The organism is Aeromonas sp. QDB62 (assembly GCF_027705695.1).
In the GTDB taxonomy this organism is placed as follows: Bacteria; Pseudomonadota; Gammaproteobacteria; order Enterobacterales; family Aeromonadaceae; genus Aeromonas; species Aeromonas allosaccharophila.
The window spans coordinates 1-25424 of record NZ_JAPDCD010000053.1 but is presented as its reverse complement, the minus strand read 5'-3'; the positions used below and the strand labels follow the sequence as shown (position 1 = coordinate 25424).

The 25424-nt window shown below is 57.5% G+C and carries 22 protein-coding genes and 2 pseudogenes; 14 read left to right on the top strand and 10 right to left on the bottom strand.

The features are described 5' to 3' along the window. The first annotated feature begins 127 nt into the window (after nucleotides 1-127). The 6 genes from OKC27_RS20160 to OKC27_RS20135 all read left to right on the top strand — a co-directional run bounded on the left by OKC27_RS20160 (nucleotide 128) and on the right by OKC27_RS20135 (nucleotide 5465). Nucleotides 128-265 (top strand): hypothetical protein, encoded by a 138-nt coding sequence (locus OKC27_RS20160; RefSeq protein WP_270806650.1) that lies wholly within the window; start codon nucleotides 128-130, stop codon nucleotides 263-265. Beyond that, the gene (locus OKC27_RS20155) at nucleotides 258-1304 is read left to right on the top strand and encodes a vWA domain-containing protein (RefSeq protein WP_042061852.1); all 1047 of its coding nucleotides are present in this window, start codon (nucleotides 258-260) and stop codon (nucleotides 1302-1304) included. The genes OKC27_RS20160 and OKC27_RS20155 overlap by 8 nt, the downstream gene beginning before the upstream one ends. Further along, nucleotides 1297-1512 carry a hypothetical protein gene (locus OKC27_RS20150; protein ID WP_270806649.1) on the top strand — a complete coding sequence of 72 codons (216 nt, stop codon included), beginning with the start codon at nucleotides 1297-1299 and terminating at the stop codon, nucleotides 1510-1512. Before OKC27_RS20155 ends, OKC27_RS20150 begins: the two co-directional genes overlap by 8 nt. Before the next feature lie 39 nt (nucleotides 1513-1551). Continuing rightward, on the top strand, nucleotides 1552-2973 hold the full coding sequence (locus tag OKC27_RS20145) for a vWA domain-containing protein (RefSeq protein ID WP_333563352.1): 1422 nt from the start codon (nucleotides 1552-1554) through the stop codon (nucleotides 2971-2973). Beyond that, nucleotides 2963-4357, top strand: a complete 1395-nt coding sequence (locus tag OKC27_RS20140) for a BatD family protein (protein WP_182970983.1) — start codon at nucleotides 2963-2965, stop codon at nucleotides 4355-4357. Before OKC27_RS20145 ends, OKC27_RS20140 begins: the two co-directional genes overlap by 11 nt. Nucleotides 4358-4529: 172 nt before the next feature. Further along, nucleotides 4530-5465: a LysR family transcriptional regulator gene (locus OKC27_RS20135; RefSeq protein ID WP_075113533.1), complete on the top strand. Its 936-nt coding sequence runs from the start codon at nucleotides 4530-4532 to the stop codon at nucleotides 5463-5465. Here OKC27_RS20135 and OKC27_RS20130 read toward each other — a convergent pair. Genes OKC27_RS20130 through OKC27_RS20120 form a run of 3 tightly spaced genes read right to left on the bottom strand, consistent with a single transcriptional unit; the run spans nucleotide 5462 to nucleotide 8711 of the window. Continuing rightward, nucleotides 5462-6259 carry a formylglycine-generating enzyme family protein gene (locus OKC27_RS20130; RefSeq protein ID WP_182970982.1) on the bottom strand — a complete coding sequence of 266 codons (798 nt, stop codon included), beginning with the start codon at nucleotides 6257-6259 and terminating at the stop codon, nucleotides 5462-5464. The genes OKC27_RS20135 and OKC27_RS20130 overlap by 4 nt on opposite strands. Before the next feature lie 34 nt (nucleotides 6260-6293). Further along, a complete protein-coding gene (locus OKC27_RS20125) occupies nucleotides 6294-7403 on the bottom strand; it encodes a tetratricopeptide repeat protein (RefSeq protein WP_182970981.1) in 1110 nt (369 codons plus the stop codon). A gap of 9 nt (nucleotides 7404-7412) precedes the next feature. Next, nucleotides 7413-8711 carry an anaerobic sulfatase maturase gene (locus tag OKC27_RS20120; RefSeq protein WP_182970980.1) on the bottom strand — a complete coding sequence of 433 codons (1299 nt, stop codon included), beginning with the start codon at nucleotides 8709-8711 and terminating at the stop codon, nucleotides 7413-7415. A 286-nt stretch (nucleotides 8712-8997) separates the two neighbouring features. Between OKC27_RS20120 and ppk2 the strand changes: the two genes are divergently transcribed. After that, nucleotides 8998-9819 (top strand): polyphosphate kinase 2, encoded by an 822-nt coding sequence (ppk2, locus tag OKC27_RS20115; protein ID WP_182970979.1) that lies wholly within the window; start codon nucleotides 8998-9000, stop codon nucleotides 9817-9819. 14 nt (nucleotides 9820-9833) lie between these two features. On the opposite strand, the gene OKC27_RS20110 is transcribed toward ppk2, so the two are convergent. Next, complete coding sequence (locus tag OKC27_RS20110) at nucleotides 9834-11492, bottom strand: SulP family inorganic anion transporter (protein WP_182970978.1); 1659 nt, start codon at nucleotides 11490-11492, stop codon at nucleotides 9834-9836. A 380-nt stretch (nucleotides 11493-11872) separates the two neighbouring features. On the opposite strand from OKC27_RS20110, the gene OKC27_RS20105 reads away from it, so the two are divergent. Together OKC27_RS20105 and OKC27_RS20100 are read left to right on the top strand one after the other, a co-directional pair. Further along, a complete protein-coding gene (locus OKC27_RS20105) occupies nucleotides 11873-12076 on the top strand; it encodes a hypothetical protein (protein ID WP_182970977.1) in 204 nt (67 codons plus the stop codon). 111 nt (nucleotides 12077-12187) lie between these two features. Then, a complete protein-coding gene (locus OKC27_RS20100) occupies nucleotides 12188-12844 on the top strand; it encodes a HEPN domain-containing protein (RefSeq protein WP_182970976.1) in 657 nt (218 codons plus the stop codon). Nucleotides 12845-12929: 85 nt separating this feature from the next. Here OKC27_RS20100 and OKC27_RS20095 read toward each other — a convergent pair. Then, nucleotides 12930-13165 (bottom strand): annotated as a pseudogene (locus OKC27_RS20095) (integrase core domain-containing protein); the annotation flags it as partial. A 147-nt stretch (nucleotides 13166-13312) separates the two neighbouring features. Between OKC27_RS20095 and OKC27_RS20090 the strand changes: the two are divergent. Genes OKC27_RS20090 through OKC27_RS20080 form a run of 3 tightly spaced genes read left to right on the top strand, consistent with a single transcriptional unit; the run spans nucleotide 13313 to nucleotide 18419 of the window. Beyond that, nucleotides 13313-15517: a sugar kinase gene (locus OKC27_RS20090; protein WP_182970975.1), complete on the top strand. Its 2205-nt coding sequence runs from the start codon at nucleotides 13313-13315 to the stop codon at nucleotides 15515-15517. A 1-nt stretch (nucleotide 15518) separates the two neighbouring features. After that, nucleotides 15519-17450, top strand: a complete 1932-nt coding sequence (locus OKC27_RS20085) for a hypothetical protein (protein ID WP_182970974.1) — start codon at nucleotides 15519-15521, stop codon at nucleotides 17448-17450. A gap of 3 nt (nucleotides 17451-17453) precedes the next feature. After that, the gene (locus tag OKC27_RS20080; RefSeq protein ID WP_182970973.1) at nucleotides 17454-18419 is read left to right on the top strand and encodes a hypothetical protein; all 966 of its coding nucleotides are present in this window, start codon (nucleotides 17454-17456) and stop codon (nucleotides 18417-18419) included. Nucleotides 18420-18484: 65 nt separating this feature from the next. Here the strand turns inward: OKC27_RS20080 and OKC27_RS20075 are convergent. After that, a pseudogene (locus OKC27_RS20075) lies at nucleotides 18485-18982 on the bottom strand (IS3 family transposase); the annotation flags it as partial. Nucleotides 18983-18992: 10 nt separating this feature from the next. Here OKC27_RS20075 and OKC27_RS20070 point away from each other — a divergent pair. Continuing rightward, on the top strand, nucleotides 18993-19379 hold the full coding sequence (locus tag OKC27_RS20070; RefSeq protein WP_197971628.1) for a hypothetical protein: 387 nt from the start codon (nucleotides 18993-18995) through the stop codon (nucleotides 19377-19379). A gap of 39 nt (nucleotides 19380-19418) precedes the next feature. Here the strand turns inward: OKC27_RS20070 and OKC27_RS20065 are convergent, their stop codons facing one another. Both OKC27_RS20065 and OKC27_RS20060 read right to left on the bottom strand, forming a co-directional pair. Further along, a complete protein-coding gene (locus OKC27_RS20065) occupies nucleotides 19419-20057 on the bottom strand; it encodes an ADP-ribosylglycohydrolase (protein WP_270806647.1) in 639 nt (212 codons plus the stop codon). A gap of 6 nt (nucleotides 20058-20063) precedes the next feature. Then, entirely contained in the window at nucleotides 20064-20354 is a 291-nt protein-coding gene (locus OKC27_RS20060; RefSeq protein WP_182970972.1) for a DUF4258 domain-containing protein, read from the bottom strand. Nucleotides 20355-20454: 100 nt separating this feature from the next. Here OKC27_RS20060 and OKC27_RS20055 point away from each other — a divergent pair, with 100 nt between their 5' ends. Then, nucleotides 20455-21378 carry a WYL domain-containing protein gene (locus tag OKC27_RS20055; RefSeq protein WP_182970971.1) on the top strand — a complete coding sequence of 308 codons (924 nt, stop codon included), beginning with the start codon at nucleotides 20455-20457 and terminating at the stop codon, nucleotides 21376-21378. 183 nt (nucleotides 21379-21561) lie between these two features. On the opposite strand, the gene OKC27_RS20050 is transcribed toward OKC27_RS20055, so the two are convergent. Beyond that, the gene (locus tag OKC27_RS20050) at nucleotides 21562-24465 is read right to left on the bottom strand and encodes a hypothetical protein (protein ID WP_182970970.1); all 2904 of its coding nucleotides are present in this window, start codon (nucleotides 24463-24465) and stop codon (nucleotides 21562-21564) included. Nucleotides 24466-24634: 169 nt separating this feature from the next. After that, the coding region (locus OKC27_RS20045) for an IS3 family transposase (RefSeq protein ID WP_270806645.1) at nucleotides 24635-25424 on the bottom strand (790 nt) is incomplete at its 5' end.

The window sequence follows — 25424 nt, the reverse complement described above, 5'->3', positions numbered from 1 at the left end:
TCCTGCATGGAGACGCGATTAGATCACAGACGATCTGCCTGTTCAAATTTCATTAACAAAGTGCGATCCCGCCCTGCTGCCCGATCGGCAGCCCCGCTTCGCCACCGAGTTGGGGGAGCGTTGGCTGGTGTCGCTGGTGTGTGATCAGGTGGTGTTGAGCGTCAGTGATCAGCTCTGTCTGGTTTCCCTGTGCAGCGACTGGCTTGCCCATCACCAGACCCCCGTTCACACCGCTTCGCTGGCGGCGGAGGCCCGCCATGCTTGATGCCGGTCTCGAGTTTGCCCATCCCCACTGCTTCTGGCTGCTGCCCCTGCCCCTGCTGGTGTTTCGCCTGATCCCGGCCTATCGCACCCGGCAGAGTGCCATCAAGGTGCCCTTCTTCACTCTGCTGATAGAGCTGCTGGATGAGCCGCCGCAAGAAGGTGCAACCCAGCTCACCCCCAGCTGGTGGCAACGGGTTGCCCTGATCACCGTCTGGTTGCTGGCGGTGGTGGCGTTGGCCAAGCCCACCATCTATGGCCCCCCGCAAGTGCGCGAGCGGTTCGGGCGGGATGTGATGATCGTGCTGGATCTCTCCGGCTCCATGGCCGAGACCGACTTCTCCCCCGACCCCGGCAAGCCGATCAGCAGATTGGATGCCGCCAAAGGGGTGCTTGAACAATTTGCGGCAACGCGCGAGGGGGATCGACTCGGGCTGATCCTGTTTGGCGATGCCGCCTTTATCCAGGCGCCGTTTACCGCCGATCTCGACACCTGGCAAGCCCTGTTGCAGGAGACCGATGTCGCCATGGCGGGTCAGAGCACCCATCTGGGGGACGCCATCGGGCTGGCGATCAAGGTGTTTCGCCAAAGTGATCCCAATGAGCCGAATGCCCAGATGGCCAGCAAACGGGAGAAGGTCGTCATCATCCTCACCGATGGCAACGACACCGGCAGTTTTGTCAGCCCCCGCGATGCGGCCCGGGTGGCGGCGGTCAACGGGGTGCGGCTGCACACCATCGCCATGGGGGATCCGGCCACCGTCGGCGAACAGGCCCTCGATCTCGACACCCTGCAGCAGTTGGCGACCCTGACCGGTGGCCAGCTGTTTCAGGCCCTCGATCAGGCGCAACTGACGCGCGCCTATCAGGTGATCGGTGAGCTGGAGCCACAACGCTACGAAAGTACCCGTTTTCAGACCCGCGAAAGCCTGCACCACTACCTGATCGCCGCCTGCGTCGGCCTTTATCTCGGTCTCTTTTCCCTGTTGACCCTCAGGCGTTATCGCCTGCGCCCTGCTCGCCAAGGAGACACCCATGATTGACACCCTGTTCTGGCAACAGCTCTGGTTGAATGCCCACTTGCTGCGTCCCTGGTGGCTGCTCGCCTATCTCCCCCTCATCGCCATCATGGTGCTGCGCTGGCGCATGGACGAGGCGGGCAACTGGCAACGGCGCCTGCCTGCACATCTGCGCAAGGCGCTGGCGCTGTTGATGGGGCTCGCCATCCTGATCTGCACCGGCCCGACCTAGAGCCGCGAGCCCTCCCCCTTTGGCGAAGATCAGGGGGCACTGCTGATCCTGCTCGATAACAGCGACTCCATGCTGGAAGAGGATATCGCCCCCAACCGGCTGGCGCGGGCCAAGCAAAAGATCAACGACCTGCTGGCGACCCGCGGCGGCGGACGCAGCGGTCTGGTGGTGTTTGCTGGCTCGGCCCACACCGCCATGCCGCTGACCCGCGACACCGCCGTGTTTGCCCCCTTTCTCGCTGCCATTCGCCCCGAAATCATGCCCAAAGCGGGCAAGCATACCGAGCAGGTGATCCCCCTGCTCACCGCTCTGCTGGCCGATGAGCGAGGCAGTACAGTGTTGCTGATCAGCGACGGCATCAGCCCGTCCGCCATCGCCCCGCTGGCCGACTATTTCCGTGGCCAATCCCACCAACTGCTGATCCTGGCTGCCGGCGATCCGGCGCAAGGCGGCAAGCGCCCGCTGGAGCTCGCCTCCCTGCGGCAGCTGGCCAGCGACAGTGATGGCTCCCTGTTTACCATGACGGTCGATAATGGGGACGTCGCGGACATCAACCGCGCAGTGGCTCGCCACTTTCAGATCCACAGCGACTCCCTGATGCCCTGGCAGGACATGGGCTACTATCTGCTGTTTCCAGTGGTCGCCCTGCTGCTGCTGTGGTTTCGCAAGGGCTGGCTGGTGCAGTGGAGTCTGGTGGCGGCGGTCGGTCTCTCCCTGTTGCAGACCACGCCGGCGCAGGCCACCACCTTCTCGCTGGCACCGCCCGAGCCGCAAGCGCCAACCAGCAACCACTGGGCACTGGGGCTGAAACAGCAGTGGCTCGATCTCTGGCTCACCCCGGATCAACAGGGGCAGTGGTACTTCCAGCAGGGCGACTATCTGGAAGCGGCCAAACACTATGCGGATCCCTTCTACAAAGGGGTGGCCTACTACTATGGCGCCGAGTTTGCGCTGGCCCAGTCTGCCTTCCTGCAAGCCGACTCCGAACAGGCTCTGCTCTATGCCGGCAACGCCCTCGCCAGACAACGCGAATATCTGGCCGCCCGCAGCCTGTTCCGGCAATTGGCGGATGAGGCGAGCGACCCCGTGGTGCGCAATGCGGCCGCCAACAACTATCGGGTGATGTGCGGGATCGTCGACGAGATCAATCGTGCCAGCCAGAGCCAGACCGGCACCCCGGACGGCCCGGATCACTCCCGTGAACTGCCCGAAGATGAGCCGCGTACCGCCGAAGGGGCCGAGGAGAAAGTCCCCGCCGCCCTGATGGAGCGGGAAACCCTGACGGCGGATCAGATCCTGGCCAATCCGGCCCAGGCCGAAAAATGGTTGCGCCGGGTCGAATCTGACCCGGGCGACTTCCTGCAGGCCAAATTCCGCCTGCAGTTGCAGGAGCAGCAACAGCAACAGCGATCACGTCAACCGCGGGTCGCCAGCAACGAGGAGCCTGCCCATGCGCACTAACTACCGGGCGCCACTCGCCATCACCCTGTTGCTCGGAACAATGTTGCTCGCGGCCATGCTGCTGCCCGCGACTGCCGCTGCACAGGAGCGCGCGCCAGCGGCTCAGGTGACCCTCAAGAGCTGGCTGAAAGATCAGGGAGAAAACAATGCCCCCTATGCCGTCAACCAGCAGATCACCCTCTATCTGGAGCTGGCCACCAACCGCTGGTTTACCGCCGGCACCCGCATCGGCCAGTTCGAGCTGCCCGGGGTCATGGTCAAACAGCGCAGCGAACTGGCGACCAACTTCACCCAGCGCCGCGATGGCGAGACCTGGTCGCACCAGCGCTGGGAGCTGACCCTCTATCCCCAGCAATCCGGCCAGTTCGAGATCCCCGCCATTGCGGTGCGCGTCACGGTCGCCCAGCCTGATGGGGGATCGCAGCCGCTCACCCTCACCACCCGGCCCCAACGTTTTGCCGCCGCCCTGCCCGACCCCGCCCTGACGATCGGCGGTCGCTGGCTGAGTGCCAGCAACCTCACCCTGAGCCAGCGTTGGCAGAACTCTGCAGATGACCAGGCCGACGGCGAGCTGCGGGTGGGGGATGCCATCACCCGCACCGTCACCGCCAGCGGGCAAGATACCCTCTCGGTGCTGATCCCGCCGCTGATCCCGGTGATCGATAACGATGAGCGGGTGCAGGCCTATCCGGCGCAAGCCCGGCTAGACGACAGTCAGGAGCGGGGGGAGTACCTCTCGTCGCGCGAAGATCAGACCACCTATATCGTGCAGCGCGGCGGTGAATTGACTCTGCCCGCGCTGGAGCTGATATGGTGGAACAGCCAGACCCGCCAACTGGAGACCCTGACGCTCCCCGGCCAGACCTTGCGGGTGCGCCACACGCCCGCCTCCTGGCTGGCGGCCTATGGGCCCGGGCTGGCTGCGGTGGCGGGTGCTCTGGCCCTGCTGGTGCTGATGCTGCTGGCTATCGCCCGCTACTACCGCCACCGCCCTCGTCCGCTCGGCTGGCAATATGGCGCTGCCATCTGGCGCCAACAGTGGGGAACGGTACGGGTGCTGGCCTATCGCTATCTGCGTGCCAGACGCGGAGTGCTGGAGCTGGGCCGCGTCAGCCGCGATCCGGCTTGGCAACAGCAGCAGGCAGCCTTCCAGCAAGGGACGCTCGATCGGGCTGGCTCGCTCAAGATGGGGTGGCGCCTGCTGGCGCACCTGCAACTGCCCAAAGGCCTGCGTGGCGCGCGGCTGCGCCGCTATATTGGCTGGCGAGCGGCCCTGCCGGGTCTGGCAACGCCGGATGGCAGCACGACGACCGGCGATCACTCTGCCAGCCACGCATCCGCCAGCAACTCGGCCACCAGCAATAGCGGTAAGAAAGAGGGATAACCGCAACCCCTTCTGTGGTTGTACCTGCAGGCGCTCTTCATTACACTGCCGGAACTGGATACCGGCCAGCGGGCCACGCCAAGTGATTGGTGTGGCACGCTTTCTCTCCCTTGCTACCAAGCAACCTTTGCGGCCGCGTGATCGATCCCACGGACATGTAACGAGGCCCCCTTTGCTTGATATCCGCAGTACCGAGCTGAATCTCATCCCGATCTTTGTCGCCATCTATGAAGAGCGCAGCCTCTCGCGGGCGGCAACGCGCATGGAGATCAGTCAGCCCGCCGTCAGCAAGGCCCTCAAGCGGCTGCGGGAGATCTACGACGATCCCCTGTTTCACCGCAAGGTCGCGGGGATGGAGCCCACCTCCTTTGCCATCGACATCTATCCGGCCATGGCGGCGGCGCTGAAGAACTTCAGCTCGACCCTCTCCACCTCCCGTGCGTTCAACCCGCGCACCTCCCAGCGGGTCTTCTCCATCGCCTGCATCACCCTGGTCAGCGCCCGGCTGATCCCGGCCCTGCTGTGCAAGATCCGCGAGCAGGCTCCCGGCATCGCGCTGGAGGTACATCCCCTCTTTACCGAAGATATGGAGAGCGATCTGCGGATGCAACGCTATGACCTCATCATTGACATGACCCAGAGCGGGCGCAGCATGCTCAAGAGCGAGGTGCTCTATGCCGAGCAGGTGAAGGTGGTGTGTGCCAGCCACCACCCGCGACTGGGCAGCGACCTGACGGTGGAGGCGTATTTTACCGAGGAGCATGTGGCACTGGCCCAGTGGCAGGTACGGGGCAGCATGATCACCGCCGAACACCTGCCGCAAATGGCCAATCGCAATATCGTGGTACGGGTACCGAGCGCCATGGAGATGCTGCCCATCATTGCGCGCAGCGAGATCATCGGGGTATTGCCCCACTCCACCATAGAGACCTTTGCCGGCATCTATGACGTGCGGGTACTCCCCTTTCCGTTTGATGAGTCGGTGTTCAGTCTGTCGGCCATCTGGCACCCGAGCCGGACGGCCGAGGCGGGCCACCGCTGGTTGCGCCAGCAGCTGTTCGAGGTGGTCAGCGAGCTGGGGCTGACCCCCTCCATCGATCAGCCCTAGCGGGCATCACGCACCAGGCGCAGCCCCATGTCAGCCATCATCACCGACTGGCTGGCAAAATCGCGCCGGTAGTTCTCGCAAAGCTCTGCCTCGTAGGAGTAGCTGCCCCCTCGTACCGATTTATGGGCGAGGTGGATCTTGCTCTCCTGAGCGTTGTTCGGGTTATCTTGCGGGCTGTGGCGGTAGAAGGTCTCTTCAAAGGCATCGGCCACAAACTCCCCCACATTGCCGGTCATGTCGTAGATCCCCAGCTCGTTGGGCTTTTTCAGCCCCACCGGATAGGCGCGGTTCTTGGCGTTGTCGCTGTACCAGGCCACCTCGTCAATCTGATCGGAGCCGCTGTAACGATACCCCCGACTGAGCTTGCCCCCCCTGGCGGCATACTCCCACTCCGCCTCGGTGGGCAGACGGTAAGTGCCGCCGGTCAACCCGTTAAGCCGTGTCACAAACAGATTGGCCTGCTGCCAGCTGAGGTTGTTGACCGGTACGCTGGGTGACTGGAAGTAGCTGATGGAGGGCCCCATCACCGCTTCGAACAGGGCCTGGGTCACCTCGAATTTGGCCATGTAGAAGCTGTTGACCGCCACCGTGTGTACCGGCCCGTCAGCAGGTTTGGCGCCCGGTTCCTCAGATCCCATCTCGAAACGGCCTCCTTCCACCAGCACCATGTCCGCTTCAATCTTCTGCTGCAGCGGATGGATCGGCTTGTTCGCATGGTGCCAGAGGGTACAGCCCGCCACCAGCAGGGTGGTGGCCAGCAAGGGAATCGCAAGTTTGAATGGCGTGTTGTTCATCATCTGACCTGTGCAGTAAAAGAGATCGCCGCCGTTATTGGCCAGCAAAAACCGAAGGATTGCCTGCTTGGCTCGCGCGCTTGCCATTAAGCTCGGCCAGCACCTCGGGGGGCGCTATCTTGCCAAGTTCGCTCATGCAGGCATCGCTCTTGGGGTGAGCGTGGCGCAGATAGATGTCGCACACCGCATAGAGCTGCTCCGGCGCACCGGAGATCCGGTAGGCCAACTCGAAGGAACCGATGGCCTTGTCGAGATCCAGCGGCTCTTGCAGCACCCCGTTGAGATACCAGAAGTAGCTGTTCGTGCCAGCGAGCTCCGCCGCCTGCTCCATGGTCGCCGCAGCGGCACTCTTGTCGCCGAGCCGGACTTGCGTCAGCGCCTTGGCGTAATGGAGGCTGGCATGCTCCGGCAGCGCGGTGAGCCCTTTGTCGAGCACAGCCAGCGCCTCGGTATCCCGTTGCTGGGCCCGCAAGTTGTCAGAGAGACCAAGCCAGAGCTGGGGATTGTCGGGCTGATTGGCAAGCAACTGTTCGTAGCTCGCCTGCGCCTTGGCCCATTGACGGGTCCAGCGATAGAGATCCGCCTGCAACGGCTGCAGCGCCGGATCTGGCTGTTTGGCGAGATAATCGCTCACCTCCGCCAGCGGCTGGCGCATGGCGCGCAGTTGCCCCTCATCCATGGCACCATAGTCACGGGCCAGATTGATTGTGACCGCGCGGCGCACCTCGGCGCTGCTGTCGGTGAGCAGCGGCGAGAGCAGCCGCCAACGGTGCGCAAACTGATAGGGGTCGGCGGCAATCACCGCCGCTTCGCGCACCAATGCGTGCTCATCACGCAGGCTTCTGGCCACCGCAACCAGACTGTTCTGGTTCGGGTAAGCAGCCAGCTGGCGCAGGGCATCGGCCCGCTCCACCGCTGGCAGGGAGATATCCTGGGCGTTATAGGCCCACTGCTGGATCTGTGCTGCCGAGATCTGTACTGCCGAGGGTGCCGCCGCAGATTGTGCAGCCACCGGGGGCGTCAGCACCACCGCAGCCGACGGTTCGGCCGCCAGCACATGACCCGCACAAACCAGCCCAAGGGCCAACCACAGGGGGCGCACCGCCCCCGCCAACGGACGACGGCCATCACGCATCTTCAACATATTCACCCCTTATTTCGCCAGCGGCTTGTTGATCACCGCATCGCGGTATTTGCCATGCGCCACCGGATAACCGGCACGGCGCAGGATATAGGCCATCGACTGATCGATGTGGTTGAAGAACTTGTGCCATCCCGCGCAGAGGTAGTTCAGACCCGCCTCCCCCTCGTCAGTGCGGATAAAGCGGTTCTTCGGGCACTCGCCATAGCAGGCAAACTGGTAGTCACACTGCTGGCACTGGCGGGTCAGACTGCGTGACTTGGCAAAGCCGAACGCTTGCTGATCGGGGGAGTAGGCCAGCTCGCTGAGCGGCTGATGGTGGATATTGCCGATCTTGTACTTGGGATAGACGTAGTGATCACAGGCAAACACATCGCCGTTAGGCTCCATTGCCAACCCCTTGCCGCAGATCTCCCCCAGGGTACAGAGGGGGTTCTTGCGTCCCATCCAGGTCTCGACACACGCCTCGAAATATTGCACGAAGACCCGACCCAGATCCCGCTCGGCCCACTCGTTGAAAATGGTGATGAGAAAATCCCCCCACCCTTCGGCCGAGACGCACCAGGGCTCGACTACCGAGTTCTTGTGCCACGGATTGAGGCGCTTGTCCCCCTGCCGTAGCTGCTCCTGCTGCTGCCAGGTCTGGGGCGCGGTGGTGCGAAAGCTCTTCTGCTCGACGATGGGGATAAACTGCATCTGGGGCGACTTCACCTCGTCGCGCAGGAAGCGATAGACCTCCAGCGCATTCTTGCTGGTGAGGTTGTTGACGCAAGTCAGGGTGGCAAACTTCACCTTGTACTTGTGCAACAGCGCCACCGCCGCCATCACCTGCTTGAAGGTGCCACGGCCAGCGCGGTTGACCCGGTAGGCGTTGTGCAGCAGCTCGGGGCCATCGATGCTCAGGCCAATCAGGAAGTTGTTGGCCGCCAGAAACTCGCACCACTCATCGTTGAGCAGGATACCGTTGGTCTGCAGATCATTGGCGATCACCACCCCTTGCGGCTGGTATTTGCGCTGCAACTCGACCACCTTGCGAAAATAGTCGAGCCCGAGCAGGGTCGGCTCGCCCCCCTGCCAGGAGAAGACGATCTCGGGGGTATTCTGCCCCTCGATATATTGGCGGATATAGGTCTCAAGGGTCTGCTCGTCCATCTCGGGAGAGCACCCCTTCTTGTATTGCAACAGATCCTGCTTGCTGAGGTAGTAGCAGTAAGTGCAGTCGATGTTACACACGGCCCCGATCGGTTTGGCCATCACGTGCATCCGCTTGGATGCCTTGCCGTTGAACTGTGGACCCTGAGTAATCACCATAACTGCACCACCTGAAAAATTGTTGTTTTGAGGTGTGCAGTCTAAAGGCTCGTGCTGTCACGCGCTTGTTATACCCCTTATAACCAGAAGGCATGGGGCACCCGTGGGTAGAGGGCTCGCAGGCTCCGGCTGCCAGCTGACAACGCTGTGTGACACCACCATAACCGGCCATCAATACATCGCGTTGGAACGCGTGCTCAACTACTGTTAAAAGCATGCTGAACAACGGGTTAGCGCAAGCGGCCCGACAACAGGCGGCAACAACAACTCACCAGGGATGACCATCATGAGCAACAAGAAATCAAAATCAGCGCCATCGGATCCGACCACAGACAAGGAACCGCTTGGCAACAAGGCATACGAGAAGGAGTTGCGACGCCTGCATGTCGAGCTGGTGAAACTGCAGCAGTGGGTGGTACACAAGGGGCTCAAGGTCTGCATCGTCTTTGAGGGCCGTGATGGCGCAGGCAAGGGGGGAACCATCAAGGCGATCACCGAACGGGTCAGCCCCAGGGTGTACCGGGTGATCGCGCTGCCTGCCCCCACCGAGCGGGAGAAGAGCCAGCTCTATTTTCAGCGTTACATTCCCCATCTGCCGGCTGCGGGGGAGATCGTGATCTTCGATCGCAGCTGGTACAACCGGGCCGGTGTTGAGCGCGTGATGGGATTCTGCAGCCCGGAAGCCAGCGACAAGTTCCTGGCTGGCACCCCGCTGGTCGAACGGGCCATGGTTGATTCGGGCATCATTTTGCTCAAATACTGGCTGGAGGTCAGCCCTGCCGAACAGGAGCGTCGCCTGCGAGACCGGATCGATGATGGACGCAAGATCTGGAAACTCTCCCCCATGGACATCAAGTCGTTTGATCGCTGGGATGAGTACACCCAGGCACGAGATGCCATGTTTGCGGCCACCGACACCGCCTGGGCGCCCTGGTTTGTGGCCCGCTCTGAAGACAAGAAGCGGGTGCGGCTCAATATCATTTCTCACCTGCTCGCCCACGTCCCTTATGAGGCGTTGCCAAGTGCGCCTATCAAGCTGCCAAAGCGCAAGATCGGCAAGATAAAACCGGCCGATCATCCATTTCGCTATATTCCAGAACTATTCTGAGCCCATCGGGGGAGCTAACGCTCCCCCTGCTCTCCTGACCATTGTTGCTGGTACTGACGGATCGCCGCTCTGGCATTAAATAACAGACGCGTCTCTCCCAACTGCCGTGCCAGACCACAGCGGCGGACATTTTCCAGCACCTCGGGATTGAGCCCTGCCAGCCAGAGCTCACCCCCCTTGAGCCGCGCATGCTGATCTCCCTCCACCAGCATCATCAGGGCCGAATACTCCACATCAGTGACGCGACTCATGTCCAGTACCACCACCCGGGGCTGATACTGTGCGATCAACTGCCGGATCCGGGCTGCGACATGCTGCACATTGATGAAAAAGAGGCGCCCCTCCGGACGAAGAATGAGCAGCCCCGCAAAGGTCTCATCATCGGGATGACGCTCCGACAAGGGGCGCAAGACATCCTCTCCGGGTTTGCGCCCGATCACATAGACCCGGGGCTGGGCCGTCTGACTCGCCAAGCCCAGCAGCGAGGCCAGGATGGCTACCACAATGCCCTGCAAGGTGCCAAAAATCAGCACCCCCAGGCAGGCGATGACAGCCCAGCGAAACTCCATCATTCTGATCTGGCCGATCTTGCGAAATTCACCCGGCTGGATCAGCCCCACCGAATAGACGATCACCACCACGGCCAGCGTGGCGTGCGGCAGCCAGGAGAGCAGCGGCGCCAGAAACAGCATGGTTGCCAATGCCATCGTCGCCGTCACGACAGACGCCCGCTGGCTAACACCGCCCACAGAGCGTACCACGGCCGTCTGGGACGTCCCCCCTCCGGCGGGCATACTGCCACAAAATGCGCCACCCAGATTGGCAAGCCCGGTGGCAACCAGCTCCCGGTTCGGGTTGAGCTCCGGCTCTCCCTCCCCGACAAAGGCTCGGCCAGCAGCAATGGTTTCGGTAAAGCTCATCAAGGCTATCCCGGCGGCGCCGGGCAACAGTTGCAGTACCAGCGCCAGATCAGGCAATTGCAACGCGGGCAGGCCGGTAGGAATGGTGCCGACAATCGACACCCCCTGCTCGTTCAAGCCCAATCCCCATACCAGCGCGATACCGATGGCAACCCCCAGCAAGGGCGCGGGTGAGTGCGGGAAACGCCACTCCATGAACACCAGCAGCACCAACGTCACCAGGGCGATGGCCAGCGTCAACCATGAGGTCTGGGGCAAGGCCTGCAACAGATGGTAAACATCGGCAAAAAAATTCTCTTTATGGATATGCACGCCGAACAATTTGGGTAGCTGATCCAGAATGATCACCAACCCAATCCCCCCCTTGAAACCGACCAGCACAGGCAAAGAGATAAAGTTGGCGACAAACCCCAACCGCAACACCGCCGCCAGCATCAGCAATATCCCGACCAGCATGGTCAGGGTTGCCGTGACGGTCAGCAGCCGGTCGGGATCACCATCCGGTACCACGATTCCCAGCTGGGTCGCGGTCAGGATGGCCAGCGTACTGGTCGAGCTGACGCTGAGTACTCTGGAAGAGCCCAGCAGCGCATAAAGCACCATGGGAACAAACGCCGTATACAGACCAATCGCTACCGGCAACCCCGCCACGGTGGCATAGGCCATCGCCTTGGGTAGGACCACGGCAGCAGCGGTGATCCCGGCCAGTAAATCGGCTGTGGCACCCCGCTTGGCAGACGTGAATGATGACATGTTACCTCCATGAACAATTTCAGCCCCCGGGACGCTCAACCCGGGCGGTCAAACCTCCCTTGCACCGTGCCGACAGCACATGGCGCGAAATAATAGACGGTGCTTGCTCTAACTATCTGTCAAAACCTGATGGGTCATGCCGGTAGTTGCCAAATAAAGCCGGGCAGGTCACAAAACCAGCACAAACAGCTGGTGGCTCTCTTTGCATGTACACCACTGAAACGGGGCCACACACTCGGCGCCAGACACCTGTGGTCATAGTACGCAAGGGGTTGTTAATCAGGGGCCACATTCCAGTAGAGATCTGTGAGACCCGCGGCACTCATCGCCCCATCGCTGTGATAAGGTGGACCGAAATGGAGCTTTGTTTGAGGAATATCATGCCAATTGCACCACCCCCCTCCACTTTTCGCTGCCCAGAGTGCGGCTGGCACAAGACGGTTGCCCCCAAGAGCGACGTGATGGTGCGTGGCCACAGCTGGTTTGAGGCCTGTCCCGAGTGTCATCATGCGCCACTTGAACGCTCGCCAGCGTCGGTGTTGGAACTGGCCATGGCAAAGATCAGAGATGTGATTGGCAAGTGACCATCACCACGACCAGAACGCCATGCTGATACCCCGATCACCTATCGCAGGTGACCTTGATGTCACAGGTGCAAACTATTCATCCGATCCTGATTGAAAAGGAGTCCATCGTTGAATTTTGAACAGTTGAAAACCCGTCACCGCACACTGCGTAAACACGCCCCCGGCAACCTCAACCTGCGGGTCCATCGGGCATTAAGCTGGCTGCAACGCGCCGAAATGGCCGAAGATGAAGATGGCCGCTTCATCTTTCTCTGGATTGCGTTCAATGCGGCTTATGCCACTGAAATCGATGACAATCGTCGCCTCTCGGAACAGGAGACCTTCAAAGGCTTTCTGGAGAAACTGTGCGACCTGGATGAACACCAGCATATCGAGCAGCTGGTCTGGCAAGAGTTCTCGGGCAGTATCCGCATACTGCTGGACACCCCGTTTGTGCTGCAAAGCTTCTGGGATTATCACAGCGGCAAGATAAGCGAAACCCAGTGGAAAGAGCGGCTGGCACAGGGCAAGAAGATGGCGACCCTGGCGCTTGCCAGCGGCAACACCCCGCAGTTGCTGGGGGTGGTGTTTAACCGCCTCTATACCCTGCGCAACCAGTTGATCCATGGCGGTGCGACCTGGAACAGCTCGGTCAATCGCAAACAACTGAAGGATTGTGCCAACCTGCTCGGCAAACTGGTGCCGCTGATCATCGAGTTGATGATGGCCCATCCCGATACCCTGTGGGGAGATGCCTGTTATCCGGTGGTTGAGATGGCGGGTTAATCAGCCGCAAGATTGAAGCTGCGACGGCCCCGCGGCTTCAATCCGTCCGATCTGACAGATAAAAAGCCCCAGCCAACTGTAGTGGTCAACTAAATCCGGACTCTTGGTTAGGCAGATCTTCGGCTTTGGCTGGCGGCATCCCGTCATTGTGTTGATGTGGGCGCCGCCAGTTGTAGTAATCTATCAGGTAGTAACTGATATCCCGTTTCGCTTCCAGCGGGCTAATGTATCCAGTTGCCGGGAGCCACTCTGACTTCAGGCTTCTGAGCAATCGCTCCATCGATGAATATCCCAGCAGTTGCCACGCCGACTCATGCCTTCTCAAAAAAACAGGCTTAGCGTAGGATAATTTCCGTTAACCAATCCGCCCCCTGGATGCGCGAAACTTGCCTCGATGTTCGCAAGCCTAACGCGACAGAGCCTGATAAAATCAAGTTTCGAAATTTTAAGACCTGCCGAGGATAACAAATGACAATGGAATCACCTGAAATCCAGCTCAAGGCGCTGAATAATGCTTTGCGTCGTTTACGTGGGGCCTGTTCCGCACTTGACAGCGAGGATCTTGATGAAAAATTACTTGAGGTCATGCGACGACTGCTGCTTGCTGAGGTGCTCGCCGATACCTGGATTGTGGCGATAGGCGGCTCGCAAGGGGCGGGTAAAACGACGCTGATGGCGAGCCTGTATGACCTGCATCATGACAGTAGCGGCTGGTTACGCAGTAATGAAGGACGCGGCGAGAAAATGCCAGTACTGATCCTCGAGAGTCGTGAAACTAAAGTGGCACAGGGTTATGTCCGCCGCCTGGTAGAAACTGGAAATGATTTGACGCTGAAGGATGTCCCCGTCGACGTCAACGAGTTTCAGCGCGCGGTCTGCGATCCTGATGCCGGGGATTTACTGCCGGTATTGAAAGTACCGCAGCGTTATTTTACCCGCAATAACCAGGCCTGGTTGCTGCTGCCTGGCTATGAAAAACAAGAGCGTGAGAATCGTGAATGGCAGGAACTGATGCGTCAGGCGATGATCGCGGCAGGCGGTTGTATCATCGTGACCGACGAGACGCGACTGGCAAACCAGCAGCAGCTCGAAATCGTCAAAGACATGCTGGAAAAAGAGATTAAGAATTGTAAACCTTATATTGTCATCTCCAAGACAGAAGCGTATCGCCATAATCCTCAACGACAAGCTGAATTAAGAAAAAGCGCGGCTGAAACCTTCAATGTCGCTGCCGAGTATACAGATAAAAACATTATTTTAACCGGCACCGACGATCCGGAATACATAACAGAATGGATGCCGCACCTGCGCCGGGCCATTGACGACCTTAACTTTTCCGGACAAACCAACCGTTATCTCCAGTTAACCCATCTTACCGAGATCGTCAGTAAGGATCTGCCGCGCGTCATGAATATGATCCGCACCCAGTCACGTCTGTATTACCACAGTGATAAAGGCGGCCAGGACGATGGCAGCCAGGTGCTAGCCGAAGCCCTGGAAGTATTTGACGGCGCCGCGCAGGAACTGCGGGAAGAGCACACCAAAAAGGTGAAAACGTGCATCGCTAACACCTTTGAAGCGGCGAAGAAGCAAATGGACTTCAGGCTGGTCAAAGAGCATGAGGGATTTGCCAACTGGGTATCGAATGCATTTGATACCACCAGTGAAACAAAAGGCAAATTGCAGCAACTTGTTAAGGATTCATGGCAGGACGCATCAGCGGATTTCTTCGACGACTATGTGAACAGCTTGCAACAACTGACTGCGGCGAAACTCAAGCCCATGCCAAACTGCAACGATCGCCCAACCTTGCCTGCACCACCGAAGCTGGAGAAGCTGGTAGCACTTGGCTATATGAATAGCGCCGGGCAGCCCGTGCAGCACGAACAATTGGATGAAGAAAAAGTAAACAATATCAAAATGTTGCTAAACCCTGGCCCCACATCGAATGTGCAAAACACCACGGTGGTGAATAAACAGTTCAGGAAAAGCGTGGAATTGATCCCGGTGCTTTCGCTGGAGTACACCCGCCTTGTGTACGCCATGCCTGAGATTTGTAAAGAGCTGCGGCCCTACGTCACGCTTGAGCAGGACGACGGCGAGACATTCGCAGGTAACATCGCTGCTGAAGGGGTTCAAACCCTCAACGCAGGGGTTGATCTTGGCAAGACGGCAATAAAGTCGCTGGCGGCGGTGCTGGCGATTGACGCGGTAAGCGACGGCGATTCTGATATCCTCGGCGCGCTCTTTGGCCAGGATCAGCCTTCCATTGACCCGACGGGTTCACCTCTTCCCCCCGCACCGGTGATGATGCATCCTGCTGCCGTTGCAGTAACCGCCGTTGTGGCGGCGGCCTACGTGACCGGGGCTGCGGTCACGCGAATGCGCACCTTCGAGAAAAAAGCGAGCACCCAGGCACATGTCATGCTTGCCAGTGTTCATGACTACCATATTGAGCATTTACGTAATAAGTTCGATGAGACGATGAACGCGGCGCGTAAGCGGATTAGCGAAACGTTACGTGCGCGTTATCACATGGACGAAATGCTGATGCGCAAAGATCGGCTCGCGAAAGCTATTGCCGATGTCAATGCTCTCATCGACGACCTGCGCACTGAGCTGGGTTCATCGGCTTCGGGTCTGCACGTGTTAATCACCAGCCGTGGTGAGTGAGATGACGTCTGGGAAGGTTATCGATTACTGGCAGCGGTTGGAGTCACGGCAGTCGGAGTGGGCTTTTCGCGCCTACGATCGGCTGGTTAAAACATTGAGTTCTGATGTCCAGGACAGAATACAGCTCAAGGAAAGCAATGCCGAGCCGTACGTGGTCATCTTTGGTAAGACCCAGGTCGGAAAAACCACCTTACTGCTCGACCTGATGGGCATCGATCTGCAGCAGATGGCAACGCTATCGCAGGTGCTGCGCGGCGGGCGCGAAGCCGGGAAATCGGCCACAGCCACCGCCATGGAGTATCGCCGTTCAACGGACGCGCGCTGGGGATTGTCTGTGCAATCGAAAAAGCGTTGGTTTACCTCTGACGACGCGATGGCACAGGCATTAGCACAGCTGAGACAACAAATGGAACGGGGAGAACTGCTGGTCGACTCCCCCTGTATTGTGCATATTCCGGGGCGTTTTTTCAGGATGCAAACCGCGGGTGCGCCCGGTGTGCGTATTCTGGATCTGCCTGGCGATAATCCCGCGAATGCGCAAGAGCAAAAGCATGTCAATCAAATGGCGAAGACCTATCTTCCCTTCGCTGATTTGGTGCTGCTGATTGGTCGTGGCGACGATTTGAGCTTCCTGCAACCGGACGTCATCACGCTGCCGGGTATTGAGGACTGGCAGGCGATGCCGTACCGGTTTCGCATCGTGACCACCTATTCTTACTCAGCCCAGTCGGTGAAGGATCTGATTCGCAAAGATCCGGCTTTCGATATCACCCAACTACGTCAGCGCCTTATTGAGCAGATCGAATGCTTTAACAGCCTGAGCGACACGGCGAAAGATCTGAACCTCTACTTTCCACTCGAGTTTGGCAGCAGCTGGCAGAGTATGGCCGACAACGATAGCGCCCTGTATGCCCGTGTTACCCCCATGGTCAGCCGCTTGCGTAAAGAACTGCTGGAACAGATTACGGCATCGACCAGCCCACTCGGACGGCTACGCAGTGCCCTGGATACCCACCTCAGCGTTAAATATATCCAGGAGAAAAAAACGGCAGCAATCGAAAGAGAACTGTTGTGGCTAAAAAAACAACAACAAGAGACAGCAGATAAACTGACGGTTTGGGAAAGCGCTATTACTCAGACGCAGCAGAAAATAAACCAAACGGAGATGTTATTAAAAGATAACGCGTTACCTGTCAGCCAACAGCTTATCAATAAAGCGGCGGAAAAGGCCGCAGACTTTAAATTGGAGGGAAGTTACAGCAGCGAAAAATGTACAACTTTACAAAGCATGATCGCCGACTATTGTTCTAAAATTAAAAATATCCAGTTAGATGTTGGAAATAAGACGACCTACTGGCAAAAAGTGGCCCGCAAGAATGTTGAGCCTACGAGACAGGAGGTGCAGGATATTATTGATGAAAACTTCAGCGCTATTCGCTATACGCTCAATGACTATTTGATCAACCCCTATCTTAGTTCGGAGAATTATTTATCTGATAAAAAACGCGTCATCCATGCCGCTGATAATGCCAAAGTGGAAGTCATTCGGTTGTGGACGTCACAATGGATGGCCGCCGCAGATAACATCCATAATGAATACCAAAACGAACTCACCAAAGAGGGGATGACTCTCAATGTGCTGCGGGTAGAGCAGAATAAATCCCTGCGGCAGCAGACATCACTTGAGCAAAAGACCGCCTCGCGTGAAGACGAGTTAAAGAAAATCGCCGTTGAATCACAAGAGGATCTTGTCCGCTGCGAGCAGTTTGTTCACTTTCTTGATGAAGAGTATCTCAACACATTAAATACGTGCATGGATTCGGCCTTTCAGGAACGAGATAATTGTGATGCATTATTACAAATTTTATCCTGCATTGCGTTGAAAAATCAGCGGGAAGATTTAATGAATTTAACTGAAAAGCATTCTGGATAAGACATGAACGTAACCAGAGAAATAAAAAATAAAGAGAAATCGCTCACCGAGTTAATGGTAAAAATACTTAAGGAGCCACTCAACCCCCTTGAAAGTTCGTTAAAAAAACTCAATGCGGATGTTTTGGATACCAAAGATAAGGTTGAAGAAATCAATGATGCCATTAATGCGATAGGCGCAAACACCGAAGAAATCATTAATCCGCTGAAAAGAGCGTTACGTGAACTGCAAGATGACGATATTCCTGGGGTAATAAGCAAACTGCGGGAGTTTATTTCGACTCAGGTCGAAGAAAAAAAACAGGATATTAGCGCCGCGCTTAGCCAACAATCGGTGCACTATGATAGCCAGTTGAAAGCCTCGAGCGGTGAGGTCTTTGAAAAACTGTCGGATGTTCTTGGACAGCAAAATGAGAGTGTCCAGGCAGCAATACAGCAGTATCAGCAAGCGGGTATCGACAGCGCTGAGGCCTTGTTGCAGCAACTGCTGGCTGCTAACCGCTCCCTGGAGGAAGCCTGCGCCGCGAATGCCAGCGCGCGAGAGCGTGACCAGCGGTTGGCTGAACGGCTGGAAAGCGTCATGCAGGCCCAGCAGCAAATAAAGCTGTCGATAAGCGAACTTGACCTGCAGCTCAAGAGCGTGAGTCAAGGTGTGCAAACGGCGCGGACCACGCTCGCGGAACGGCAGGAAAGCGATCGGCGGGACGTGTTAAGCGGCCTTGAAACGCTGTCCACCGACGTCCAGGCAGCACTGGTGCAGCATTTGATCCCGCCAACCCAAGCTATTGAGTCTCTACAAACCAGCCAGCAGGCGTTGACCGAGGCGGTGAGCCAGCAAAAGAGCCATCTGGAGGCGCAAATTGCCGCAAGTCAGGGTAGATTCCGCTACGTTGTCATCATTTTCGCCCTATTTGCTACCTCAACGCTGGCGTATATCGGCTATGACATCTGGAAAAATTTAGCTCCCTGACAGGGCAAAAGCGCATGGCGTCTAACGCGATAGAGCCATTATATTTTGAGTTGTGTATGTAGTGGTCAACTAAATCCGGACATTTGGTTAGGCCGAGTCTCGGCTTGTGCTGGCGGTATTCCACCATTGTATTGATGTGGACACTGCCAGTTGTAGTAATCCATCAGGTAGTGGCTGATATCCCGTTTAGCTTCCCGCAGACTCATGTAACCCGTCGCCGGAAGCTACTCCGTCTTCAAGCTCCTGAACAACCGCTCCATCGGCGCATTGCTCCAACAGTTGCCACATCGGCCCATGCTCTGGGTCATACGATAGTGCCACAGTCGTTGCCGAAATGCCCGGCGGCCATATTGGTAGCCCTGGTCAGAGTGAAACAGCACGCCTGACGGACAACCTCGTTGCTGATACGCCATCTCAAGTGCTTTCATGGCCAGCTCGGCATCTGGTTTATCTGACATTGTCCACCCCACAACCCGCCGGGTATGCAGGTCAAGAACCGCTGCCAGGTAATGCCAACGACCACCTGCCCAGATGTAGGTGATATCGCCACACAACTGCATATTCCGGCCGATCATGAACACCAATTCCGGTTCGGGCAGTATCCGCATACTGCTGGACACTCCGTTTGTGCTGCAAAGCTTCTGGGATTATCACAGTGGCAAGATCAGCGAATCCCAGTGGAAGGAGCAGCTGGCACAAGGCAAGAAGATGGCGACCCTGGCGCTTGCCAGCGGCAACACCCCGCAGTTGCTGGGTGTGGTGTTTAATCGCCTCTATACCTTGCGCAACCAGCTGATCCATGGTGGGGCGACCTGGAACAGCTCGGTCAATCGCAAACAACTGAAGGATTGTGCCAACCTGCTCGGCAAACTGGTGCCGGTGATCATCGAGTTGATGATGGCCCATCCCGATACCCTGTGGGGAGATGCCTGTTACCCGGTGGTAGAGATGGCGGGTTAACCGCGTGCAAGATGGCGGGGTAACGACTGCCCTGCCTCTTCAATCCGTCCGATCTGACAGATAAAAAGCCCCGGCTAAAAGACCATAGACCAACCGCACCCGCTCATCCCTGCCCAGCAGCACACCGAGTAGCACTTCGCCGCTTGCCAAATCGTCACCATGCCAGAAGCACCAGAGGGCTGCCTCCACTACATCCAGCCAGCTGGCATGGCCCAGCTGATTGCGTGACTTGCGCCGCCAGCTGCCACGAACCACAGCGCCGCTATTAGGGGAGCTGGTCGCCAGCGCCCGCTGCTCCATCACGCTTGGCATGAGTCCATCCAGCTTGGCCTGACGGCTGCCGCCCCCTCCTCGCAGCAATTTGTCGAGCAACAGCGCCAACAGACGAAACGCATCCTGATCTTCAAAGCAAGCAGCCTCCCCCAGCAAATCGGCTGCACCGGTCATCAGTTGCTCACGCCCCAGATAAATGGGCTGTGACGTGCAATCCAGCCGATGTTGCTCGACATGGATAGCCAATGCCGTCACCACCGCCAGCGGTGAAGTCTCATCCTGTTGGTGAAACGCGCCTTTGGCAAGCAGAGCGGTCAGCTCCCTAGCCCGCTCGGCTGACAGCAGGCAATAGATCCCCCTGATCAGGGGCATGGCCGCCTGACCTGATAACAGACTTGAGTTCATAGCGCCTCAGTGACGATCGCGTTTGAAGTGAGTGGTTTTATGACCGACGGTGACAATCTCGCCGTCTTGCAGGACCAGATAGTGACGGCGCAGACGCTGGCAACATTTCGCGGGCAATCCGTACTCGGCTTGCAGCATGGCCACTCCTTTACGATCGAGATAAACCAGTTCGCGCCCCTGGTGATAAGCAGAGCGTCCGATGTTCAGCAGCATATCCACCAGCTCGAGTGCAATACCGCGCTGCTGCATCCGGCACGCGGCGTGATGGCTATATGCACTGTCCAGCTTCCCGTTCATGACATGCCCCTTTGGCGCTCATCTCGATGGACTCATTATATGTAGCCTGTATACTCATGCCGATACTGGTTACATAAACATGTCGCATTTTGGAGCACGTATGGCACCCAAAGAGCTCACCTGGGATCAAACCCTGCGTTTTCGTCTGCTGGAAATCGTATTGCAGTGGGAGGGACGGCTGACCACCAATCATTTGATGACCGCCTTCAATATCGGTCGCCAACAGGCGTCACGGGATATCAACCACTACCTGACCCACTACTCACCCGAAGGGTTGGTCTATGACAGAAGCCTGAAGGGATACAAACCCACAGAGCACTTTGTCCCGCGCTTTAGTGAGGGAAAAGTGGATGAGTACCTGATGCTGCTACACCGTGAAAAACAGCACCAACGCCAACATGACGCGGGCCTGTTGACCCTGCCGCTGATGGATCTGCGCTACGGCCACATCGAGATCCTGGATGTGCCAAACCGCCATATCGACCCGAAAATCGTGCGTGGCTTGGTGCAAGCGGCGCGCGGCCAGTTACGGGTCGATGTCGATTACGTATCCCTCAGTTCAGAGGAGCAGAGCGGCCGCAATATCGTGCCCCACACCCTGGTCTATGACGGGATCCGCTGGCACGTACGTGCCTACTGCGAGAAGAAAGGGGAATATCTGGACTTTGTGATGAGTCGTTTTCGCGGCGAACCGGATCTGCTGGATGCCTCCCCTCACGGCCGGGATCAGGATCTGGAGTGGAACACCCAGGTAACTGCGGTCGTCGTTCCCAATCCAAGCCTTAGTCAAGGGCAGCAAGCCATCATCGCCAGCGACTACGCCATGCCAGATGGCCAGCTGCTGATCAGCCAGCGCATCCCTTTGATGCACTATGCACTGGAACGGATGCAGGTGAGCTATAACGGTGAACACCAACAACATCCCCTGCTCTACCCGCTGGTGCTGGCAAACCGGGATAAGCTGATCCAGCAAGGCTGCACTTTCAAGCTCAAGAGTGCGGATTTGCAGGTGATGCTACGTTAGCCTTGGCGTGGCGTCATGATGTCCGGCCTCTGCGCATCCGGTAAAGAGAGATAGAAATAAAAAAGGCTCCCGGCATGGCGGGAGCCTTGACTAAATGATCCAACCCAAAATGTCAGGTTCTGGTGCAGAACATGAACAACCAAGAGTGAGGAACCACAGGATATCACGCACCTCACTCCCTATTCAGTTCATCATCAACCCTGTATCCAAATCGAGCTTTTGATGAGCTATGGTATTGTTCGGCAGTGCCGACTCATCCTGTGCGGCGGCCAGCTCTATGATTCCGGGCTGGATCGCTCGCACAAAAATCTTGGCGCCAAGTGGTGCAGCAGGAAAATCAATACGCCTAGTCATCAACTCGGGATCCCCCTCGTCCATCCCGCCCCTCGCCCGTGGACTCTGGCTATAACACAGCTTGAACACCTGTTGGGGCATCACCCCCAACATAGTCCAACCTTCCCTGTCACAGGTAGGGGTAAGCTTGGCATCAAACTCTCCGCGGCGAACCCCACCGACATAATAGCGAAATGGCGCCTCATCACAGCTAGATGAACGTACCCGATCTATCAGTTTGACCCCCTCACCGGGACACAGGCGCAGCAAGCCGAGGGCAACACCTGTTTTGGCCGTGGGTGAGTGGTGATCCTCTTCATCGATGGCCAGCGGAGGGTGGATCTCAAGCGTGGGCGGCGCCTCACCAAACTCGTCCGCCAGAAGCTCTTGCAACACATTCTCTTCGAGCAGTTGGGCAAGATGACGGGAACGGCTGCCATTACCGGCCAGCAATACATGCACTGTCTTACCGGTAAACTGATCGACAACATGCGCCAGCTCTTGCAAAAAGGCTATCAGACCATCCTCGATGCGATCCTCCAGTAACTCGTCCAGCTCCTCCCCATCAAAATCCAACTCACATTGCCTTAGTTGACCATCCACATCGAACAAGTCCATCTTTAACTGACTCACAAGCTTGCCATCATCACCCTCCATAAAGGCGCGCAACTTCGAAGCAAGCTTCACAGTGTTGGTCTGTGCAGCCTGGGTCGGTTGAACGAAGGCTTCATCCCCCGCGAAGCGCTCACCATCCAGAGGGCGGGTGAAGTGGATCTTGTGCGTGCGGCATACATCCAGATTATTTTGGAAGGTGGCATAGACCAGATGCTCCAGCAGGTTCTCCCCACCGAGGAAGTTATCGCCAGAAGAGTGGAGCGACTCAAACACCTGCTCATATCCCTCAGCCTCCTCCTCTTCATTGGCCCAGCGCCATAGACCAAAGTCAAAGTCGGTGGTTCCGCCGCCAAAGTCAAACACCGCATAGGCGATCCCCTCATCGTCGAGCGTCAACTCGAGCTGGGGCAGCGCGGCAGCGGCATAGGCCGCAGGTTCAGAGGCCAGCTCGCGCACCTCGAATTGGCGCAGGATCTCGCTCTGGTTGACCAGCGAGATCGGCAAGCTGCGCTGCAAACCGCGACGAAAGCTGGCGAGGATCTTGTCTTTGGTGGCACGCTCGTACTTGGCCGGGAAGGTCATATGGTACTTGAGGTAGAGGCCGCGTTCGCGCCAGTTAATGGCCATCCCCAGATACCAGGCATAGAGCTCGACTGGATCAAAGGGGTATTGTTCATTGACCTGCATCACTTCGCCCGCGACCGGGTTACGCTCGGAGAGAGCCGGTAGCACAGTTTCTACCCCCTGATGGTCCGTCAAGCGCAGCCGTTCCTTCTCCGACCGCATCGCCCACTGTTTGATACGCGGCAAAAAGCTCGCAATCACTCGCTCATCGCCAGAGTAATCTCTAAAATTTTCTCTCGCCTCGTGGGAGGCGCGCAGCCAGCTCCAATCCAGCGCCGGGCGATAGGCCTGCAGTTGCCAGGTAGCGATAAACTGCTGATAGTCGAGGAACTCCAGAGCGGTCGGGTTCTCATAGTGGCTCGCTTGCGGTGCCTGATAAAAGTCCTTCACGCCGATACGCAGTAATTGGCGAGTTCCGTGCTCGTCACAATAGGCGACCACAGTGCTGCTGGTACCAAAGTCGATAGCCACATTGTGCAGCTTGATATCGAGAGCAGGGTCGCGAGCTACCAGCCCCATGGTATCGAGTTCTGATTTGTCAGCCCCCCATAGCTCCCAGAGCCCCTTATTGGGATCTGACAGACGTGGCGTTTCAAGTTTCGGCAAACGGCAAGGCGTCCAGTCCAATAGATACAGTTCGTTGATGGGATGGCTGAATTGTTTTTGGATATCTACCCCTTTCAGGCAGAGTCCCGCTTCATCAAGTGCACTCAACAGCGCCTCATGACTCAACGTCTGCCAACTTTTATCCGCGGTCGGCACAAAACTGGTTTGGGTATCAGGGGTGCTTTTATTGACAGCTTGAGTGTTGCCTTGAATACTGGTGTGTATCGCTAGGAGTATCGCACTCTTAGTGACAACGTTATTATCCGCCAAATGCTGTTCACCTGGAGTAACCAGTCGTTGTCGCAGGCTGACCAGGGCGGCCATCAATTTGGCTGTGGATAATTGCTGCCACAGGTCACTACACGCATACATAAACCCTGTATAAGTTTCACGCGACACGAGGGTCCAGTCTTTAATATTGACCCTGTGTTCACTCGTCAACCAAGCATATTGATCGTGTAACCCCCCACCAGTTCGATATGGGTTATCGGGTTGAGCACAGAAGGCTCTAAACTCCTCTGTTGAGGGAGCCCTCCAACCGCTTAGCCCTGGCGTTTGATACTGTTTCATCTTCTCGATAGCGGTTGAATAGCTGTAACTACTTGACAATTGCCCATCATTGTGCCAAAGAAGGCGATTTTTTGCCTCAAAGGTTGCCAACTGTTTCTGCTGATGGTCGAGCACATACAAAAAAGGATTACTTTTGATAAAGGCTTTGAGCTGATGTAGCGGCGGATATTTTAGCCCGGTTTCGGCATCAAACAGGCCACAAGGCTCTTCACTGTTTAACGGGCAGATATGCCAGAAGCGGTAGTTGCCGAGCGAGTTGGTAAAATCGGCAAGCACATCTTGATAGTGCGCGAAAAAGTCAGGCTGATGCCGAGACGGGGTAGTCACATCGTTGTTCATAGTGATTGGTATCGCATAACGTTAGATGGATGAGTTAAATACGTGGTCGTTAGCCGGTAATCACCAACGCTTTTTTCTGCAAACGACCCGCGTGATCGCTGATGCCGGGTAGCCAGACCCCGCGTAATGACTCACCTGAAGGGGGAGTACCGACCGCGCGCTGTAGTGGTCAACTAAATCCGGACACTTGGTTAGGCCGAGTCTCGGCTTTTGCTGGCGGTATCCCGTCATTGTGTTGATGTGGACGCCGCCAGTTGTAGTAATCCATCAGGTAATAACTGATATCCCGCTTTGCCTCCTGCACGCTCATGTATCCCGTTGCCGGCAGCCACTCTGACTTCAGGCTTCTGAACAACCGTTCCATCGGGGCGTTATCCCAGCAGTTACCACGACGACTCATGCTCTGGGTCATGCGATAGCGCCACAGTCGTTGCCGAAATGCCCGACTGCCGTATTGGCTGCCCTGGTCGGAGTGAAACAGCACGCCTGATGGGCAGCCCCGCTGCTGATAAGCCATCTCCAGCGCTTTTATTGCCAATTCTGCATCAGGTTTGTCAGACATCGCCCAGCCCACGACCCGTCGGGTATGCAGGTCGAGCACCACGGCCAGGTAATGCCAACGACCACCTGCCCAGACGTAGGTGATATCGCCACACCACACCTGATTGGGTTGCGGAGCATCAAATTCTCGGGCCAGCAGATTGGGAATGTCCGGTCGTTCAGACCGTGCCACCTTATAACGGTGTGCGCCCGGCTGCTTGGATGCCAGCCGGGCTTCCTTCATCAGGTTACGTACTTTGAATCGACCAATCTGATACCCCAACTCCCGCATCATCGACATCAAGGCGCGGCTGCCTGCCGAGCTCCTGCTCTCTTTGAACAACCGGCGCAACTCGCTGCGTTGCTGTATCCGCTCACGGTTAATCGTCCGCTTGCGAGCCAGATAGTCGTAAAAACAG